The sequence below is a fragment of the Streptomyces swartbergensis genome (genome assembly GCF_002148965.1).
Lineage (GTDB): Bacteria > Actinomycetota > Actinomycetes > Streptomycetales > Streptomycetaceae > Streptomyces > Streptomyces swartbergensis.
Genome location: NZ_NGFN01000023.1, coordinates 12,937 through 28,999, shown reverse-complemented (window position 1 = coordinate 28,999; position 16,063 = coordinate 12,937). Strand labels below are relative to the sequence as shown.

18 protein-coding genes and 3 pseudogenes are annotated in these 16,063 nt (G+C 68.6%); 7 read left to right on the top strand and 14 right to left on the bottom strand.

Annotated elements, in window-relative coordinates:
• Positions 1–18: 18 nt before the first annotated feature.
• The 3 genes from CA983_RS06405 to CA983_RS06395 form a co-directional block, all read right to left on the bottom strand.
• Positions 19–1,368, bottom strand: a complete 1,350-nt coding sequence (locus CA983_RS06405) for an aspartate aminotransferase family protein (protein ID WP_086599906.1) — start codon at positions 1,366–1,368, stop codon at positions 19–21.
• Between the two features lie 445 nt (positions 1,369–1,813).
• A complete protein-coding gene (locus CA983_RS49130; protein WP_107500205.1) occupies positions 1,814–2,266 on the bottom strand; it encodes an FAD-binding oxidoreductase in 453 nt (150 codons plus the stop codon).
• 180 nt (positions 2,267–2,446) lie between these two features.
• A complete protein-coding gene (locus CA983_RS06395; protein WP_086599905.1) occupies positions 2,447–2,776 on the bottom strand; it encodes a hypothetical protein in 330 nt (109 codons plus the stop codon).
• A gap of 553 nt (positions 2,777–3,329) precedes the next feature.
• On the opposite strand from CA983_RS06395, the gene CA983_RS06390 reads away from it, so the two are divergent.
• Positions 3,330–4,673, top strand: coding sequence for an ROK family transcriptional regulator (locus CA983_RS06390; RefSeq protein ID WP_244206680.1), 1,344 nt, complete (start codon positions 3,330–3,332; stop codon positions 4,671–4,673).
• A 65-nt stretch (positions 4,674–4,738) separates the two neighbouring features.
• Here CA983_RS06390 and CA983_RS49400 read toward each other — a convergent pair.
• Positions 4,739–4,834: pseudogene (locus tag CA983_RS49400) on the bottom strand (IS5/IS1182 family transposase); the annotation flags it as partial.
• A gap of 94 nt (positions 4,835–4,928) precedes the next feature.
• On the opposite strand from CA983_RS49400, the gene CA983_RS47660 reads away from it, so the two are divergent.
• Entirely contained in the window at positions 4,929–5,063 is a 135-nt protein-coding gene (locus tag CA983_RS47660) for a hypothetical protein (protein WP_425276423.1), read from the top strand.
• A complete protein-coding gene (locus CA983_RS06380) occupies positions 5,060–5,488 on the top strand; it encodes a hypothetical protein (RefSeq protein ID WP_086599903.1) in 429 nt (142 codons plus the stop codon). The genes CA983_RS47660 and CA983_RS06380 overlap by 4 nt, the downstream gene beginning before the upstream one ends.
• Here CA983_RS06380 and CA983_RS06375 read toward each other — a convergent pair.
• Positions 5,463–5,978, bottom strand: coding sequence for a YceI family protein (locus CA983_RS06375; RefSeq protein ID WP_086599902.1), 516 nt, complete (start codon positions 5,976–5,978; stop codon positions 5,463–5,465). The genes CA983_RS06380 and CA983_RS06375 overlap by 26 nt on opposite strands.
• Positions 5,979–6,059: 81 nt before the next feature.
• Here CA983_RS06375 and CA983_RS06370 point away from each other — a divergent pair, with 81 nt between their 5' ends.
• Positions 6,060–6,539 (top strand): MarR family winged helix-turn-helix transcriptional regulator, encoded by a 480-nt coding sequence (locus CA983_RS06370; RefSeq protein ID WP_086599901.1) that lies wholly within the window; start codon positions 6,060–6,062, stop codon positions 6,537–6,539.
• Positions 6,540–7,242: 703 nt separating this feature from the next.
• Here the strand turns inward: CA983_RS06370 and CA983_RS47085 are convergent.
• The 5 genes from CA983_RS47085 to CA983_RS06345 all read right to left on the bottom strand — a co-directional run bounded on the left by CA983_RS47085 (position 7,243) and on the right by CA983_RS06345 (position 11,640).
• Positions 7,243–7,497 (bottom strand): transposase, encoded by a 255-nt coding sequence (locus CA983_RS47085; protein WP_244206687.1) that lies wholly within the window; start codon positions 7,495–7,497, stop codon positions 7,243–7,245.
• Positions 7,498–7,589: 92 nt separating this feature from the next.
• Positions 7,590–7,697, bottom strand: coding sequence for a hypothetical protein (locus tag CA983_RS47080; RefSeq protein ID WP_244206677.1), 108 nt, complete (start codon positions 7,695–7,697; stop codon positions 7,590–7,592).
• Between the two features lie 371 nt (positions 7,698–8,068).
• Positions 8,069–8,689, bottom strand: coding sequence for a LysE family transporter (locus tag CA983_RS06360; RefSeq protein ID WP_086599900.1), 621 nt, complete (start codon positions 8,687–8,689; stop codon positions 8,069–8,071).
• 38 nt (positions 8,690–8,727) lie between these two features.
• Entirely contained in the window at positions 8,728–9,552 is an 825-nt protein-coding gene (locus CA983_RS06355) for a helix-turn-helix domain-containing protein (protein ID WP_086599899.1), read from the bottom strand.
• Between the two features lie 1,269 nt (positions 9,553–10,821).
• Positions 10,822–11,640, bottom strand: coding sequence for a class I SAM-dependent DNA methyltransferase (locus CA983_RS06345; protein ID WP_086599898.1), 819 nt, complete (start codon positions 11,638–11,640; stop codon positions 10,822–10,824).
• A gap of 309 nt (positions 11,641–11,949) precedes the next feature.
• Here CA983_RS06345 and CA983_RS06340 point away from each other — a divergent pair.
• Together CA983_RS06340 and CA983_RS06335 are read left to right on the top strand one after the other, a co-directional pair.
• Positions 11,950–12,092: pseudogene (locus tag CA983_RS06340) on the top strand (ATP-binding protein); the annotation flags it as partial.
• A gap of 181 nt (positions 12,093–12,273) precedes the next feature.
• Positions 12,274–12,780: pseudogene (locus CA983_RS06335) on the top strand (uridine kinase family protein); the annotation flags it as partial.
• Between the two features lie 228 nt (positions 12,781–13,008).
• On the opposite strand, the gene CA983_RS06330 reads toward CA983_RS06335, so the two are convergent.
• Positions 13,009–13,278, bottom strand: coding sequence for a hypothetical protein (locus tag CA983_RS06330; protein WP_086599896.1), 270 nt, complete (start codon positions 13,276–13,278; stop codon positions 13,009–13,011).
• 384 nt (positions 13,279–13,662) lie between these two features.
• Between CA983_RS06330 and CA983_RS46610 the strand changes: the two genes are divergently transcribed.
• On the top strand, positions 13,663–13,818 hold the full coding sequence (locus tag CA983_RS46610) for a DUF6131 family protein (RefSeq protein WP_086599895.1): 156 nt from the start codon (positions 13,663–13,665) through the stop codon (positions 13,816–13,818).
• 746 nt (positions 13,819–14,564) lie between these two features.
• Here the strand turns inward: CA983_RS46610 and CA983_RS06320 are convergent.
• The 3 genes from CA983_RS06320 to CA983_RS06310 form a co-directional block, all read right to left on the bottom strand.
• The gene (locus tag CA983_RS06320) at positions 14,565–14,789 is read right to left on the bottom strand and encodes a DUF5133 domain-containing protein (RefSeq protein ID WP_086599894.1); all 225 of its coding nucleotides are present in this window, start codon (positions 14,787–14,789) and stop codon (positions 14,565–14,567) included.
• Positions 14,790–14,898: 109 nt separating this feature from the next.
• On the bottom strand, positions 14,899–15,402 hold the full coding sequence (locus CA983_RS47650; RefSeq protein ID WP_244206685.1) for a hypothetical protein: 504 nt from the start codon (positions 15,400–15,402) through the stop codon (positions 14,899–14,901).
• 159 nt (positions 15,403–15,561) lie between these two features.
• Positions 15,562–15,900: a hypothetical protein gene (locus CA983_RS06310; RefSeq protein WP_086599892.1), complete on the bottom strand. Its 339-nt coding sequence runs from the start codon at positions 15,898–15,900 to the stop codon at positions 15,562–15,564.
• Positions 15,901–16,063: the final 163 nt, after the last annotated feature.

Below are 16,063 nucleotides of genomic sequence, written 5' to 3'. Positions count from 1 at the left end.
GTCCCTTCGGCCGGCCTGTTACAGACGGTTTTTCGCGACCTCGGCGAAGGTCTCCAGGAATCGCGTCACATCGGCGGAGTCGAAGGCCAGCGGAGGGCGGATCTTCAGCGTGTTCGCCGACGTGCCCGTGCCGCTGATCAGGATGCGGCGATCGCGCATGTCGTTGATGACGTCGTCGGCACGTGCGCGGTCGGGCTCGAGGGTCTGGCGGTCCTTGACGATCTCCACGCCGACGTAGAGACCGGCGCCGCGGACTTCGGCGACGTAGGGGGAATCCTTGGCGATCTCCCGCAGCCCCGCGCGCAGAGCGTTGCCGTTCTCCAGGACGCGCTGCTGCACGTTCTCCTTCTCGAAGACGTCCAGCACCGCGGCGCCGGCGGCCACGGGGATGGAGCTGCCGCCGAAGGTGTTGAAGTAGCGGACGTTGCGTCCGAACTCCTCGCAGACCTCGGGGCGGAAGACCACACCCGAGATCGGCAGGCCGTTGCCCATCGGCTTGCCCATGGTCACGATGTCCGGCAGCACACCGTGGCGGCTGAAGCCCCACATCGAGTCCCCGAGCCGGGCGAATCCCGACTGGACCTCGTCCGCGATGTAGACACCGCCGGCCGCGTGCACCTCCTCCACCACGGCCCGCATGTAGCCGGGGGGGTCGGTGAAGATGCCGTCGCTGGAGTGGGCGCAGTCGGTGATCAGGGCCGCGAGCCGGTAGCCGTGGCGCTCGAGGTCGTCGATCGCGCCGCGCACCTGCTGCCGCATGTGCTCGTCGAGCGTGGATCCCGGCGCGACGAGGCGCGGGTCAGGAGCGTCGATGAGCCGGACGTTCGGGCCCAGCGGCGAGCCCGCGCCGAGGGTCGGTGAGAAGCTTGCCACCTCACGGGTGAGGCCGTGGTAGGCCCAACGGGTGACGATGATGCCCTCGCCGCCCGTGTGGAACCGCGCCACCCGCACCGCCAGGTCGTTCGCCTCCGACCCGCTGCACGCGATGCTCAGTTTGGACAGCTCCTCGGGGAACGTCGAAAGAAGCCGCTCCGCGTAGTCGACCAGGGCTTCCTGGACGTAGCGCGTGTTGGTGTTGACCGTCGCCATCTGGCGGGCGACGGCCTCGGCCACGTGGGGGTGGGCGTGACCGACACAGGGGACGTTGTTGTAGGCGTCGAGGTAGTCGTTGCCGTGCCGGTCGATCAGGTGAGCCCCGTGACCGGAGACGAACTCGACCGGCTCCTTGTAGATCAGTGTGTAGCCAGGACCCAGCACGTCGTTCCGGCGCTGGATGGTCTTCCGGAGGTGTTCGGGGAGCTCGCTCAGTACCCCGGGGTCGAACCGGTTGGGGTAGTGGGCGATCGCCCGACTCAGCGTTGCAGTCATCGGCAGGCACACCTTCAGTCTTTTCCGGGGTTGCTCGCTGCGTTGGCCGGAAACATACCATCATTCATTCCAGTTCCAACCTGAAACTAGGAACTTTTTTCTCGACTTGCGAGGGCACCAGCAGCCCGCTCCGCATGCCACGAGGGCGTTTCGCCACCGCACACCCCGCCGAGGGAGGCCCGGGGAGCGCCGCCGGTCCGGGGCAGACAGTCCGCCCGGGGATCCCCCGAGGCTGACCCCGGCCCCCCTGCAGGGGAAGGGGAGAGGAAGGATGCCTTGGTCGGGTCGACCCAGGCGCCAGAAGGGACGTAAGGGAGCGTGCCGGAACTGGCGAGGCCACTGCCTTGGACCGGCGCCCCACGCCCGGCTGGGGGAGGGGAGCCGGGCCGGCCCGAACTGCTCGACTCGCCGAGCGGGGCTGCGGGGCTGGAGACGAGGCCGGTGTTCAGGCCGCCTCCAGATGCTCGCTGACGCGCAGGCCGCAGCCCAGTCTCAGGGCGAAGATGTACGTAACCGACGAGACCCAGGGCGTGTCGCTGGCGCGGCGCAGGACCCTGTCCTCGTCGTCGAAGGTACCGAAGATCTTCGGCACCTCTAGGACGGTGACCGGTGGTGCTTGGCCACGGCCTCCAGGACGCGCCAGCCTTCCACGCCAACCGGCTTCCCGGCGGAGCTTCTCTGCTGCACATCCAGTAGCTCGGCAGCCCGGGCGTTGACCGCGGGCCTGGTCGTCGCCTTCGAGTTCGACGTACAGCCAGGCCCGCCCCTCGGGCAGGCCGGTGACCGAGGCGGCACCGCGGCGGGCGCGCATGGTGGCGACGATCGCCTCGTCCATGCCCTCCACCGCGCTGGGCGAGAAGCGCAGGATCTCCGGCACGTCCTCGGCCGCCTGGACCACGGCAGGCCCGCAGCACCGCGACCACGTCGTCGGCGGTGCGCGGGAAGGCCACCGCCCGCGGCAGCACACGGTAGTTGGAGGCGTCGTAGGCGTAGGGGCCCGTCGCTCCCGGGCCGGTCTCCACCAGCAGGCCGGGCGCGATCTCGGCGATACACCCGACCAGAAACGTGAGGGAGGCAGTCATCGGACCACCGCCCTGGAGAGGGCGGCTTCGCCCGCCGCCCGCACCATGAGGCCTGCGCTCACCATGGAACGCTGGACGAGGGAGGCGGCCCCGGGGTCGTGGACGCCGTGCAGGAGGACGAACTCCGCAGCCGGCATCGGCTCGGGCACCCGTTCGGGCACCCGTACGGTCTCAGCGGTCGGGGCCCGGTCGGCGACCGCCTCCGGGCCTTGGCGCAGCCGCGCGCCTCCTGCTTCGGTGTTCTCCGCCGGCTTCCCGGCGCGGACGCCAGTGATGCCCTCGCGTTCCTTGGGCGCATCGAGACCATCAGCAAGGGCGAGCTCCACGGTGTTCCCCGCGTGTGCTCGGCATCTCTATCCCAATGCTTACTTGATTACGTCCAGGAACTTGTAGTAGCCGCCTGCGAAGGGCAGGAACCAGGGGGGAGCGGTGTCGAGCCAGTAGGGGGTGAACTTCATGTCACTGCTCTCTCCTGCCAGTGCTGTCAGCCGCTCCGGGCGTACGTGAGTCAGGGGCTTTCGAGGTCCAACGGAAGCCGGGCATCCCGATCGCTGTTCGACGGTTCGTTGATTCGTCAGGCGCGTCGGGAGGTGCTCGATGCTGGGCCCCGACTTTACCAGTATTTGTTGCAGTTCCAGTCTGAAACTGGAATGGTGGGCTCTCAGCATGCAGTCAAGTCGCCCCGAAAGAAGGGCGTCGGCCCGGCGGCATCGAGGCCGTTCCGGTCGTTCCCAAGCGACTGACCGCAGAGGGTTCCACCATCCGGCCGAACGCTCACTGCCGACAGTCGGTGGGTCGTCGAAACCTGCTTCCGGGCTTCGCCGCGACGCGGCGATGCGCTACTGGAGTGCTTCACAAACCCTGCGGAGTGCATGACAGATGAGTCGAGAACCGTCCGGCAAGGCGGAAGACGCCGACACGGACCCTTTCGAGCGCCCCCGGGCGGGAACGACGGATCTGTCGAAACACCCACGTCTCACCGCGCCGAAACCCTTGGTCGCACCGCCCAAACCAGTCCCTGCCCGATCGGCGTACCGGGCTCGCTATGGTCATCACGTGACCAACCCGACCTCACGCGACTACAACAAGGCATCAGTCCTCGACGTGGTCCTCTCCCACGCGCCCTTGACGCGGAACAAGCTCATCGAGCTGACGGGCCTGAGCAAGGCCACGGTGTCCAGAGCGGTGGAGGAGCTCCGTGCCGACGGCTTCGTCGTCGACGGCGGCATCGACGAGATCACCGGCCGCGGCCGCCGCTCCACCTATCTGGACCTGCCCGGCACGACCGGGCACGTCGCCGGTGTCAGTTTCGGCGCCCAGACCACCGGTGTGCTGGTGACCGACCTGAGGGGGCGTGAGATCCAGCACGTGACGGTTCCCACCGCCGACCACCAGGAGATCGAGGACGCCGCGCGATGGCTGGTCGACCTGATCGCGCAGGCCGCTCAATCTGCGCAGGGTCCCCTGCGTCAGATCGTCGCCGCAGTGCCCGGACGGGTCCGGGGCGGCACGGAGATCTTCGGCCCCGCGGAGTCGATGAAAATCTTCGCGGGCTCAGGCCTCCAGCAAGCCATCGAAAACCTGATCGAGGCCCCTGTGCTCCTCGACAGCGATGCCAACGCGTCCCTGCTCGGAATCCTCACCGACGACGCAACCATCAAGAACGCCGCGCTCTTCAGCGTCAGCACCATACTGAACTTCGCCAGCTGCACGGACCATGAGCTCGCCCGCGGCAGTACACCCACCTTCGGCGACATCGGTGTGCTCTCCTCCGGAGTCGGCGACGAGAACCTCGACGATCTGCTGAGCACCCGAGGCCTCCTCCGGTTCGCTCGAAAACGGGGGCTCGACCTGGAGCGCATCGAGGATCTCTGGCTGCAACCGCACGCCGAGGCGCCGCACGCCGAAGTGCTGCAGGCGTTCACCACGGCGATCGTGACCGCTGTCAGTGTCGTCGCGGTGACGCTGGACCCGGAGTCGGTCTACTTCGTGGGCCGGCTGCGTCCGCTCGTCGAAATCGTCCTTCCCCAGGTGCGTGAGCGGCTCGACCAGACCCTTCCGGCGGCGCCAGAGATCAGGACGAGTCCGCATCAGATCGGTCTGTCGACAGCACAAGGAGCGGTCTACGCATGCCTGACGATTGCTCAGGAACGGTTGCGAGACGCCGTGCTCAGTGCGCGCCGCCAGGGCCAGGCCGCCGAGCAGGCAGCACCCGCCTTCTGAGCCGATCGGCAGGCGACGCCCAGGTTCCCACGCCGCCGCAGCAGGCCCAGGTTCTGTCTCTTTGGCCGGCGTCGGGTCCAGATGAGGATGCCGGCGAGGTGAAGTGCGGCCTGGTAGGCGATCGCTGTTTTGTCGGGTCGGGTGACCAGGCCGCGCCATTGGTCGGATAGCCGGGTCACGTCGCCGCGACCCGGTCCCCTCAGAACCGGACGTGCCTCTTCGATTGCGTCATCTCGCCGTGTACCGGTGCCACAAATGCTGCACCGCCGCCTGTTGCGCGATTACGAGCACCTGCCCCGCACCTCCGAGTCGCGGGTGTACTGGGCGATGACCGCGGTGATACTGCGCCGGCTGACCGGGGCGACCGCGCCGTCCTGGTGCACCGCATGACCGGCGATCAGCTCACCCTCGGCGCGGTGCTGGCACGGCTGCAGGAGCGGGAACAGGAGATCGCCGCGCAGGCCGAGGCGGCCAAGGAGCGGGTCGTGGAGCTTTCCGCGCAGCTGGAGGAGTTCCACCGCACTGCCGAGGAGATCCGCATCACCCGCAAGACGCTGCTGGAGCTGCCCGATCCGCAGCCGCCCGCGCCGACGCCCCCGAGGCAGCCGGATCATCCGGCCTACCAGCAGATCATGGCGGTGTTCGCCGCGGCCGACCATCCGCTGCCGGCGCGGCAGGTGTGCGAGGCGATGGACCTGGAGATCTCGCCCGACAACATCAACAACGTCCGCATCAAACTGAAGCGCCTGGCCGGGCGCGGAATCCTGACCGAGACCGAGCCGGGACTGTTCAGACTGCCGTTCGCACGAACCTGAGGGTGGTGGCGACCGTGGCGAGGCCGCGGATCATGCCCAACAGGTTCCAGTCCATGCCGAACTGCGCGCGGTCCACGGAGAATTCGGCGTCCAGGGTGAGCGCGTCGGCGTCGGCGTCGACCAGGCGGGCGGTGAGGGACAGCGGCCTGCTGATGCCCCGCACGGTCAGCTCCCCGATGACGTGGACCGTCTCGTCCGCGCGGAGTTCTGCGCTGCGGGCCGCGAAGGTGATCTCGGGGTGGTTCTCGGCGTCGAAGAAGTCGGCCGACAGCAGGTGCTTGATGTTCTTGGCGCGCTTGATGTGGAGGGAGGCGACGTCGACGGTCAGGGTGCCGACGGCGGAGCCGTCGGGTCGTACTTCACCCTGGCCGCTCACGGCGGCGAAGGTGCCCTTCATGGTGACCAGGCCCCACACATTCCTGTGTCGCAGGGCGACGGTGGAGGCGGTGCGGTCGAGTTGCCAGGTACCGGTTTCGACGGCGACGGTCATGGTGCCTCACTTCCTAGTCCAATTTTGGATGACATCACGCTAGCCAGTAATCCACAACTGAACAACAGTTCACTCGAGACCATGGCCGACCTGCCCGCATGTCCCTCGTGGTCCGGCGACGGACTCCTTCCGGTCGAGCTGCGTGCCTGGATGCTGCTGGCCGCGACGGGCGCCGTGGAACAGCAGCTGCGCCCCGTCGTCAAGGAGCGGCTGGACGTCTCGCACGACGAGTTCCTGGTCCTGTGCCTGCTGGCCGAGCAGCCCGCCGAAGGGGTGCGCATGACCCGGATCGCGGAACTCCTGGGCCGCCCCAAGACCCGCCTCACTTACCAGATCGCCTGCCTGCATCACGCCGGTCTCGTCACCCGCAAGTCGGTGTGCTGCGACAAGCGGGGCGTCGAGGTCGCCCTCACCGACCAGGCGCGACGGCTGCTCAAGGAGGCCTCCGGGGCCCTCGCCGAGACGGTCAAGGAGGCGATGGCCCACGTCGTGGGCCCGGAGCAGTGCGAGGCGGTGCGCGGGTTGCTGCCCGACCTCGCCGGGGAGCCCGCGGCGGAGTAGCTCCCGGTGGTTGCCGGCGCGGTGGCGGGTACCCGGCCGGTGCCTGCGTTCGACGTCGAGGGAGGGGCTGCGAAGCGCGTCGACCGGTCAATAGTCACATGATCAGGCGACATCGAATCGGACATCAGGTCACGTACTGCCCTCTTAAAGGTGGTCGCAATGCCTGACCCTGAGGGGGGCCGGCCTTGGGGATCAACGGAACAGCCATTAATGCTGAGCACTTGACCGCCGTCGTGTTCTGGATCACGCGCTACATCGACGCGGCGGTTGCCCAGCTCCGCCGAGGGCCACGGTTTCCGCAGGTGGAGAGTGAAGCTTCGGAGAGGCAGCGTTGGTGCGTTGTGTTGCTTCTTGATCGGGTGGAGGTGGCTGGTGCCGTCGGTGTTGGGTCTCCTGGAGGCGAAGGAGTTGGCCGCGCGGGTAGCGGCGGGCGCGGGACGAAGCGGCCCGGATCGCGGCTGTGCTAGATGAGGCCGAGCGGGCTCTTGAACGGTTGGTCATCGCCCGGGAAGCGGTGGTGGAGGTGCTGGCCGAGCCGGCCGTCAAGGCATGGACTCGCTAGTGGTTGGCAGCATCTCGTAGTCACGGACCAGCCGACGCGAGCGCATCAGACAGCTGAGCGTTCTCTCGATCGCCCACTTCTGGGCAGCACCGCAAAGCGCGGCTCGTCACTGCACTTGACGATCTCCAGCGACGGAGTGTGTCACGGGCCCAGTCGACGAGCATGCCCGTGTAGCCACCGTCCGCCCAGACCAGGCGGATCGCATGGTGCGCGGTGCGCACCCGCTCCAAGGGGGGGCATGGCTGCCTCGTGGTCGCCGGTGTTCGCGGGGGTGACCGCGACCGCCAGGAGCAGGCCGAGACAGTCCGTGATCACGTGCCGCTTACGGCCTGGCACCTTCTTCCCGCCGTCATACCCCCGCGTGGAGGCGGGGACCGAGGCGGCGGCGGCCCGCACCGACTGCGAGTCGATGATCCTCGCCGTCGGCGTGGGTGAGCGGCCCTCGCTCTCACGGACCCTTGCGCGCAGCCGGTCGTGGAACTCCACGGTCAGACCCTGGCGTCGCCGGCGGCGGAAGAAGCGTAGACCCGGTCCCACGCGGGAAAGTCGGTGGGCACCGAGCGCCACTTGACGCCGTTGCCGATGGCGTAAGGCACCGCGTCGAGCATCTGCCGTTGGCAGTAGCCCTCCGGCCTGCCGCCCCGCCCTCCAACCAGGCCGGTACAGGCAGCAGCACTCGGATCTCGGCCCACTCCGTATCCGTCTTGTCCGATGGATACCGCCGCGCCCGATCCGGCTGATCCGCCGCGTTCCCGTACGCATGCGCGAGACAGTCGCAGGACACGGCGGGCGAGTTGAACTCCGGGACCTCAACCGCGTACAACTGCGACAAGGAGGGCCTCCTGGCGCTCAGTGAGACTTCAACACCTCCGAATCGCCACGAGGTCTTGTCCTCACGCATGAACCACTCCGACATCATCCGATCAGGATCCTTGTTCGATCCTCAAACTCGATGGCCGGTATGTCGTCATATGAGTCGGCTCAGCTGGAGAATCGCGAAGACCAAGAGCGATACGCCGCAGCAGGCTTCGAGTACGCGTACGGCCAGTGGTGGCAGCGCCCTGCGCAGGACCACGATGAGCCCCGCCGCGATCAGGCACCACAGCATCGAGGAGGCCATGAACCCGGCGAAGAAGACGCCCAGTTCCGCCGCGCCGCCCGGGCCCAGCACGGCGCCCACCCCGCCGGCCGCGCCCGACCAGTAGACAACGTTCCATGGGTTCGCCAGGGACATGCCCGCCCCCACAGCCATGGCCTTGCGGTCCTGTTTGCCGTGCGCCTCTGCCGCCGGATCGGACACCTTCCGCGTGAGCGCGTCACGCAGACCCGCCACCCCCAGCCAGGCCAGCAGCAAGCACCCGGCCACGGTGAGCGGCACGCGCAAGGCCGGCACCGCAAACAGCGCCCCCACCCCCGCCAGGCCGAGCACCGCCCAGACGGCGTCGCCCACCAGCGAGCCGGCCTGGACCGCGAAGGCGGGGCCGAAGCCGCCCCGGATTCCGCGCCGAAGAGACTCGCTGAACACCGCGCCCGGCGCCGCGTTGAACACCAGCCCCAACCACAGAGCCACCATGAAGATCTCAGTCATGCCGACCACTGTGGCGGGGGCGGGGCCGTGCGGTCTTGTCAGATGTTGATCTGAGACAGCCGACGGTACCGGCCCGGTGTGATGGCGTAGGCCGCGGCGAAGTGGCGGTGGAAGTGTGCCTGGTCGGCGAAGCCGAGCACGTGCGCGACACCGGCGACGGGCTCACCCTTGCGCAGCCGTCGCCGCGCCTCGGCCAACCGGGCCGACAGGTGCCAGGCGTAGGGCGGGGTGCCGGTGGCGCGGGTGAACGTCCGGATCAGATGCTCCCGGGACATCCCGGCCAGCTCGGCCAGCTCCGCCAGCCGCGGTGCGCTGGACAGGTCGGCGCGGAGCCGGGCGAGCACCGCGGCGATCCGGGCGTCAGCGGGTTCCGGAGCACGCCCGCGCCGGCCTGCGGCCAGGTCGAGCAGCTGCGACAGCACGAGCAGGAGCCGCTCCTGGATCAGAACAGCGGATTCGGCGGGCGGAGGGTGTCCCTCCGGTACCAGCTCACGGACGCGGCGGAATGCCCTGGCCACAGCGAGGAATTCGTCGCGCAGGTGTGGAGAGCGGACGACGGGCCGTTCGAAGTCGACCGGGGCGTCGCCGGTCAGCGATTCCACCACCGTTGGCGGGACGTACCAGCTCACGGACGTGAAGGACGCGTCGGGCGGGACCTGGGTGGTGCACGACTGGACCTGACCGGGGTTGTAGACGGTGAACTCGTCCACGTTCACATCGAACGAGGCGCGATCCAGCCGGACCCGCTCCAGGCCGCAGAGGTTGACACTGATCACGTACTCGTCGTGGCTGTGCCGCGGGAAGCCGCCCGACGCGGGACGCACTACCGTCAGCTGACCTCCGCCCCATTCCGCAACATGCATGCGCAGAGAGTACGGCAGGCCGCAGGCGTGGCCGGATGAGGTAGAAACCGTGTTCGATCATGCGAGCTCGCTGATCGGTACGACAACGGCTTCTGAAACTCCGGACGAACCGCCCTGTTCTTCGGCTGGGGCCGAGCTCCGGGACCCTCGAGGTCTTGGTCGCCCTATAGCTGTGTGTTACCCGACCCCGCTCGCACCCGGTGTCACAGGGGAGCCATAGGCAAGCGCGGAGGTGGGCGGGCGGTCTGAGCCGAACTCCCTCATGGATGAGGACCGGATGTGGCGCCCCTGGCCTAAGCTTCGGTTCGCTTCTCCAGGCGGCTGCGACGCGGCCGGGTGACCGACATGATGTCGCTGGGGCTGTCCAGTGCGAGGCGGGTGCGAGGCGGTGCCACCGCCCGCGCGGGACGATGGCCGCAGTGCCGGCCGCCAGCTTGATCTCCTCTTCTTCCCCCGGCCGCTCCGGGCGGAAGTAGAGGCGTATCCCGCCGGTGAGGCAGGCCACGACTTCGTCCGCGTCGGAGTGAATTTCCCAGTGGTCGGCGTGGACGTCGGCGTCGGTTTCCACATGGAAGGTCATCACCTGCCAGCCGTCCCGATCGGCGTCGAACACGGGTTGTTCGGCGCGCACCTGGCCGCCTTGGTCAAGGTGGATGAAGGAGGCGAAGAGATCGATCGGGGTAACGGTCATGCTGACACGTCCCGGGCCCTCTGGAGGAGACCGACCTCCCCATCGAGACGGTCGCGCAGCGGGTCGGCCTGTCCTCGGCCACCAACCTCCGCAGACGCTTCCACGCCCTGGTACACACCACACCCGCCGCCTACCGAGGCTCCTTCGGCCGCCACGAGCAGGACGCGCACTCGTGGCCACACTCATGAGGACCCCGCACGTCCGGTCAGCTTCCGTCCACTCCGACACGGGTAGACGATCACCACCCGGTGGAGGTACGGACGGAAGGTCGTCGATCGGGCGGGGCGCGAGCGCCTCTACGCACCGATCACCGAGCAGCCGAACGGCCGCCGGGATCTCGCCGCGCTACCTGTCCGAGGACGAGCGGATCACCATCGCCGAGATGCTCCGCGCAGCTCCCTCTGGAATCTCTCCCGCGTGGCGGTGTCCAGGGTCTGGCGCATCTCGTCAGTGACCTCAATGAGGTGCCTGTCGCTCACCGCCCCACCCTGGACAGCCGCCCCCGCCGATGGCCATACCGCGAAGTTACCGCTGGACGCCGTGCGGCGAAGCCGTAGCCGGCGGCGGCCGGCGCCGGGTCAGCCGTCGTACTGGTCGAGAGCCGGCAGCGGGGAGCGGCTCACCCGGATCTTCGACTGGCCGTGGGGCCGCTTCTCCCAGTCGTCCATGAAACTGCCGTGAAGGCCGTGCTTGCGCGCCATGGCCAAGAGAGTCTCGGTGCGGTAGTAGAAATCCTCGCGCAGCACCTGGTGTTCGGTGCCCTCCGTCCGGTCGAAGGTGAAGTCGAAGAACCCCTTGTCGGTCAGGATGCGGCCGACGTGGGCGAGGCACTCTGCGATCACCGCCGGCGGCGAGTGGGAGAAGACGCTGTGCGCGTGCACGACGTCGAAGTGGTCGCCGGGCAGGAAGTCCAGGGTGAGGTCGCCAGTGATGGTCAGGTGCGGCAGTTTGTCCTGGAGTCCGCGCTCGACGAGGGTCTTCTTGGCGGCGATCAGGATGTCGGGCGAGATATCGATGCCGTAGTAGTTGCCGGTGTCGAGGTAGTCGATGAAGCGCCAGCCGCCGCGCAGGTTGCCGCAGCCGATGTCGAGCATCCGGTGCTCGGGGCGCAGCCCGTGCTCGACGAGGTAGTCGAACTGCATTTGCCCGAGTGCCAACCAGCGCTCATGGGTCTGGCTGCCGACCGCTGCCTCCGGGTTGCGCCGGGTGTCCGAGGCCATCACCGCGCGGTAATAGCCGACGTGATCAGGGTGCTTGAGGCGCAGCCAGGTGTCGCGGGAGGCTCGACGCAGATACGGGGCGACACGGCCGGGATGGGTCAGGGCGTAGCCGACCTTGTGGGTGAGGGTGGAGCGGTTGCGCTGCAGCCTCTTCGGGGACTTCGCATCCTGCGTCATGGCAGTGACCTCCGTACGAGGGGCGCTTCCCGAGCGGGGAGCGGCCTTTGACAAGCGATGAGAACGTGCGGGTGGCCGACCGAGCGTCACCAGCGCAACGGCCGTCGCGGGTGGGCCGCGGGCCAATGTAATGGGCCGCCGCGCGCAGCACACGCCACCATCCGCGCGACGCACACCCGATCGCCGGCCCCGTCCAGCGGACGCGGCGATGACCACCGGTCGCTGCCCCACACTCGAACGTACTCACGCCGAGGCAGACCTTTTCCACCCAATTGACAGGTATCAACACGGTCGACTGCTCTTGTCTGCTACGGGCGGGTCGATCCTCTCTGCATGGACGAGCTGGGATACATCGAGCTGACCGCAGAGGCGCTGAGCTGCTGTTCCAGGTAATGACGGAGAGGGAGGAGAAGAGGAGCATCGCCATCGCTTCCAACGAGTCGTTTGGAGGGTGACTCGACGACACGGGAACGGTGATCGACCGCCGCCGCCACGCCGAAAAAGCTCGACGTGCAACGACTCCACGACGTCATCCATCAGGACCTCTGACCGCTCGGCGGTCGCCACTGCAGTCGACGCCCGGAACCGCGAGGGGTTCGCCCTGGTCGCGGTCGACGGCAGGGGGCCGGGAAACCGACCATGGCGGAGGCCCTTGCCGAGTTGTGCGGTGCCGTGGTTGTGCACGGTGACGACTTCTACCGCCCCATGGACGCGGAGGAGCGCGCCGGGCTGGATCCGGTGCAGGGCTACCACCGTTACTTCGACTGGCAGCGGCTGCGTGAGGAGGTGCTCGCCCCGCTCGCCGCCGGCCGCGATGCCGGCTACCGGCGCTACGACTGGCCGACCGGGACCCTGGCGCCGGACGAGATCCACACCGTCTCCCGCTCTGGCATCGTCGTCGTCGAGGGTGTGTACGCCGCCCGGCCCGAACTCACCGACTACTACGATCTGGTGGTCTACGTCGACCCCCGCGCGAGGAATCCCTGCGGCGGCTTCGTGAGCGCGGCCACGACCACGGCCCGATCGACTGGGAGTCCGGCTGGCGCCTGGCCGGCCTGTCTGCGTGTGCCAGGCAGTGGGGCTGTCGGGCACGCGTCGTCGGCCCGCTCGTGCAGGTTCCGAGCGGGCCGGCGCGCGTAGACATTGGGCTCGGTTACCTTTCCCGCCGGTCTTCGTCGACGCCTTCGGTGTCGATGTTTCCCTTGTGGAGCTGGCCTGGCACCGTCTGCATGCACACGCCGACCCCATGCGTGGCGGGCCGCCCGGGGTCTGCCCGGCGGCCACTCCTCGATGCGGTCCACTCCCTGCAGCAGGCAGGTCGAGCCCCGTCGATCTTTCGACGGGGCGTGAGCGGTGGGCTGCTGGGTGTCAGCTGCCGGCGGGCGTCACGCCGAACATCAGGGTCTGGCGTGGGACGTCGTACTGGACGGTCGGATTGTGTTCCAGTAGATCCTTCAAGACGTCGGCGTCGTCGGCGTCGACTGTGAGGACCTCTTCCCCGGCGCCTTCGTCCAGGACCAGCTGCAGGGTGAAGGTGCCGCGCTGGCCGGGTTCTCCGGCCACCCAGCTGAACTGGTAGTGGTTGACTTGGCGAACTTTGATGCCGGCGTCTGTGAGGGGCTGCTCGACCTGGGGCATGACAGCCGACTCCTTTCCTATTCCCGTGTTGAATGCCCACGCTGTCCCGGCCGCCTGAGGTCCGCTGTCTGAGGGCAGCGTCTCAAAGCCGCAGGGCTGGGTGTCCCGTACTGCTTCTGGGTTTCCCTCTCGCGCACAGGCACACAGTTCCCATGGCTCGGCTTGGCATCGATCAGCCGTGACTGCATCGGCGATGACCGCCCGGCTCGCGACAACGCCGGATCTTCGCCGTCCCAGCACAGTGACGGAATGAACGGCACAGTTCACAGCCACCTGCCGGCGCACGATCACGCTCCGAGCCCGGAATACTTAAGCACCGGCACTTCCCCAGCACGGCGCTGGGGTCCACAGTGAAAGCAGCACTACTGACCACCGGAGGCGATCATGCTCCTCCTCGGCATCATCCTGCTTGTCGTCGGATTCATTACCGGCATATCGATCCTTTGGACGATCGGGATCATCCTCGCGGTCATCGGCGCGGCCCTGTGGATCATGGGTTCCATGGGACACGCGGTCGCCGGCCGCCGCCACTACTGGTGACCTGCCTGACTGAACAGGCAGGACGGCACCGTCATCCATGCAGGCTGACACACGGGCCCGTGTCTGGCCGTGTGCCGGATTGCCACGCCCAGCAGCCGCTGCCATCGACCGGTCTTACCCGCATGCCGCGATCACCCGGTGCTTCTGCTCGGTGGTGGCCGTCCGGTGCTGCGGAAGTCTTCCCGGCCGCGTACGAACGCCTGAAGCAAGCCGCCGCCGCGATTCTGCCGGGCACAGCCGCTCAGCCTCATCGACGCCCTGACCGAGCTGGTCCAGACGCAGACCGACACCACCGGCTTCGACGTCCTGCACCAAGTGGGTGGAGGTCCTGGAGCTGCACTTCCCGCCCCAGCGCTCCCCGACCCCGACCGGAGCACCTCGTAGCCCCGACCACGGCGGCGCGTACCCGGACCACGACTGCTCAGCGGCGCATGGCTGCCGGGGGAGCGGGCCGGGGGAGCCTTACGTGCTGTGCCGGGGTTTCCTCGAGGAAGCCTTACTGGCGGGCTTCTTCGCGGTCCGTTGTGCCGGTGTCTTTGTACCCGGCAGTTCGCCCACGTCCGGCTCGCCGCGCGCCTCGGGCCTTGCTGACGGACTGCTGCAGCGCGCCCATCAGGTCCACCATCTGTCCCGGCGGAGCCGTCGGCTGCGGAGCCTGTGGAAGCGGTCGCCGTTCCTGCTTGGCATGGATGGTGCGGAGGTCTGGCCCTCTGGGCGCGTGCCTGGCTGAGGTCCCGGAGCGCGCGTCAGCGACGGAGAGGCTGCTCGCGCCGCATCGCGTCGGCCAGCTGCCGGCGGGCCATATCCAGCGCCGTGTCCAACTGGCGGGTGCCGGTGACCACACACAGCGTGTACGACGCGTCATCGAGCTGGCGCCTGGTCTGCGCGCTGCCATCGGACGCCAGGCGTCGCCGGAGACTCTCGCAGCGCTCGACGAGCTCCCGCAGGAGCGAAGGGTGAGCCCTGAGCATGACGGACCGCCTCCGTCCTCCCCCGTTCGGACCTGCCCCCTTCACTCATACGGTCGCAGCCGTCGGTGCCCGCCGCACCCGGAGGCTGAGCGGTCAGCCTGGTCCTACATCATGGATGCGACCGGAAGCCTGGGTGTGCGTTTGTGAATCGCGGCTGGCGTCCGTGCATGCGGCGCACGGGCATGGCGTGGCTGCACCGCTGGGAGAAGGGTGCGGCCGGGCGGGCGGGCCCGCAAGATCCGCACAATCCGCAGGCTGCGCAGGCGCGGCCGGGGAGTCGGTCCCGCCGACCGGCCCGTCCGCGTAGGCGCCGCTTCGTCTCTCGTTCACGCACGGCGGCACCGTTGTGATCACCGGACTCGCGGGAGCCGATAAGCATCCAGCAAAGCTGCAAAGGGCTCCACGTCACCATCGCGAGCATCCACGCACTACGCAACGACGGGTCACTTGTTGTCGATGTGGTGGAACCGCGCAGCGTCGGGGTGAGCTCCTGGGCGCATCCCCATAGGGTGCACAGCCGCGTCGTCGAGTTGTCAGCGACGTCCAGGGCGTGCTCCAGATCGAGCGGCGGCGCATCCTGCGGCGCCTCCGCGCAGTCCGGCGCGTGCAGCACACCCTCGGCCGGGCCGCGCCCGTTGCCCACATCGCGGCCCGGATCGCCGGTGTGGCCGAGGTGGTCCACAGTGCTTGTGCGTCGGCGGCCAGGGCGCCTTGCACGTCGGAGGCGAACTCTTGGTTCGCTCTTGGGCTGTGTGCGGTCGGCTGATGCCGACTATGCGGCGGTGAGTCGGAGGAGTTCCGCAACGCCTTGGGCACGGGCGTAGGGCTGGAAGCGGGGGAGCAGGTCCTCGGTGAGGCGGACGCAGCGGGGTGCTCCGGTGCGCCGGGCCAGGAGCAGGGACTGGGTGGCGGTGGCGGTGGCCGCGGCGGGCTCGGGTTCCTTGAGGTCGAGGTAGCTCGCTGCTCGGTAGGCGAGGAACACGCCTCGGGGCTTGCCCCGGCTCTCGGGCAGCAGTCGTTCGCCTTCGCTGATGAGGTGGTGGGCGCGTCCGGTGTCGCCGAGGACGAGGAGGGCCTGGCCGGAGTCCACCGCGAGATCGGCCTGGGACACCCAGGCGCACCAAGCGGGCCGACCTGCGCGTCTGACACCGAATGGGTCCGCCGCTCCCTGGCTCCCCGCTACCTCGAAGTGGAGCACATTTCCGCACATCGTGGTCCACCCGCCGGTGATCCCGGAGGAGCGGCCGCCGCGCCCCGGCGACGGGGGAGAGGGT

Bases quoted from the DNA above. Each gene is read 5' to 3' on its own strand.
- CA983_RS06390 (WP_244206680.1), top strand. From the start codon at position 3,330: ATGAGTCGAGAACCGTCCGGCAAGGCGGAAGACGCCGACACGGACCCT.
- CA983_RS06355 (WP_086599899.1), bottom strand. From the start codon at position 9,552: ATGCATGTTGCGGAATGGGGCGGAGGTCAGCTGACGGTAGTGCGTCCC.
- CA983_RS06345 (WP_086599898.1), bottom strand. From the start codon at position 11,640: ATGACGCAGGATGCGAAGTCCCCGAAGAGGCTGCAGCGCAACCGCTCC.
- CA983_RS06370 (WP_086599901.1), top strand. From the start codon at position 6,060: ATGGCCGACCTGCCCGCATGTCCCTCGTGGTCCGGCGACGGACTCCTT.
- CA983_RS06380 (WP_086599903.1), top strand. From the start codon at position 5,060: ATGACCGGCGATCAGCTCACCCTCGGCGCGGTGCTGGCACGGCTGCAG.
- CA983_RS47660 (WP_425276423.1), top strand. From the start codon at position 4,929: ATGCTGCACCGCCGCCTGTTGCGCGATTACGAGCACCTGCCCCGCACC.
- CA983_RS46610 (WP_086599895.1), top strand. From the start codon at position 13,663: ATGCTCCTCCTCGGCATCATCCTGCTTGTCGTCGGATTCATTACCGGC.
- CA983_RS06330 (WP_086599896.1), bottom strand. From the start codon at position 13,278: ATGCCCCAGGTCGAGCAGCCCCTCACAGACGCCGGCATCAAAGTTCGC.
- CA983_RS06320 (WP_086599894.1), bottom strand. From the start codon at position 14,789: ATGCTCAGGGCTCACCCTTCGCTCCTGCGGGAGCTCGTCGAGCGCTGC.
- CA983_RS06375 (WP_086599902.1), bottom strand. From the start codon at position 5,978: ATGACCGTCGCCGTCGAAACCGGTACCTGGCAACTCGACCGCACCGCC.
- CA983_RS06360 (WP_086599900.1), bottom strand. From the start codon at position 8,689: ATGACTGAGATCTTCATGGTGGCTCTGTGGTTGGGGCTGGTGTTCAAC.
- CA983_RS06405 (WP_086599906.1), bottom strand. From the start codon at position 1,368: ATGACTGCAACGCTGAGTCGGGCGATCGCCCACTACCCCAACCGGTTC.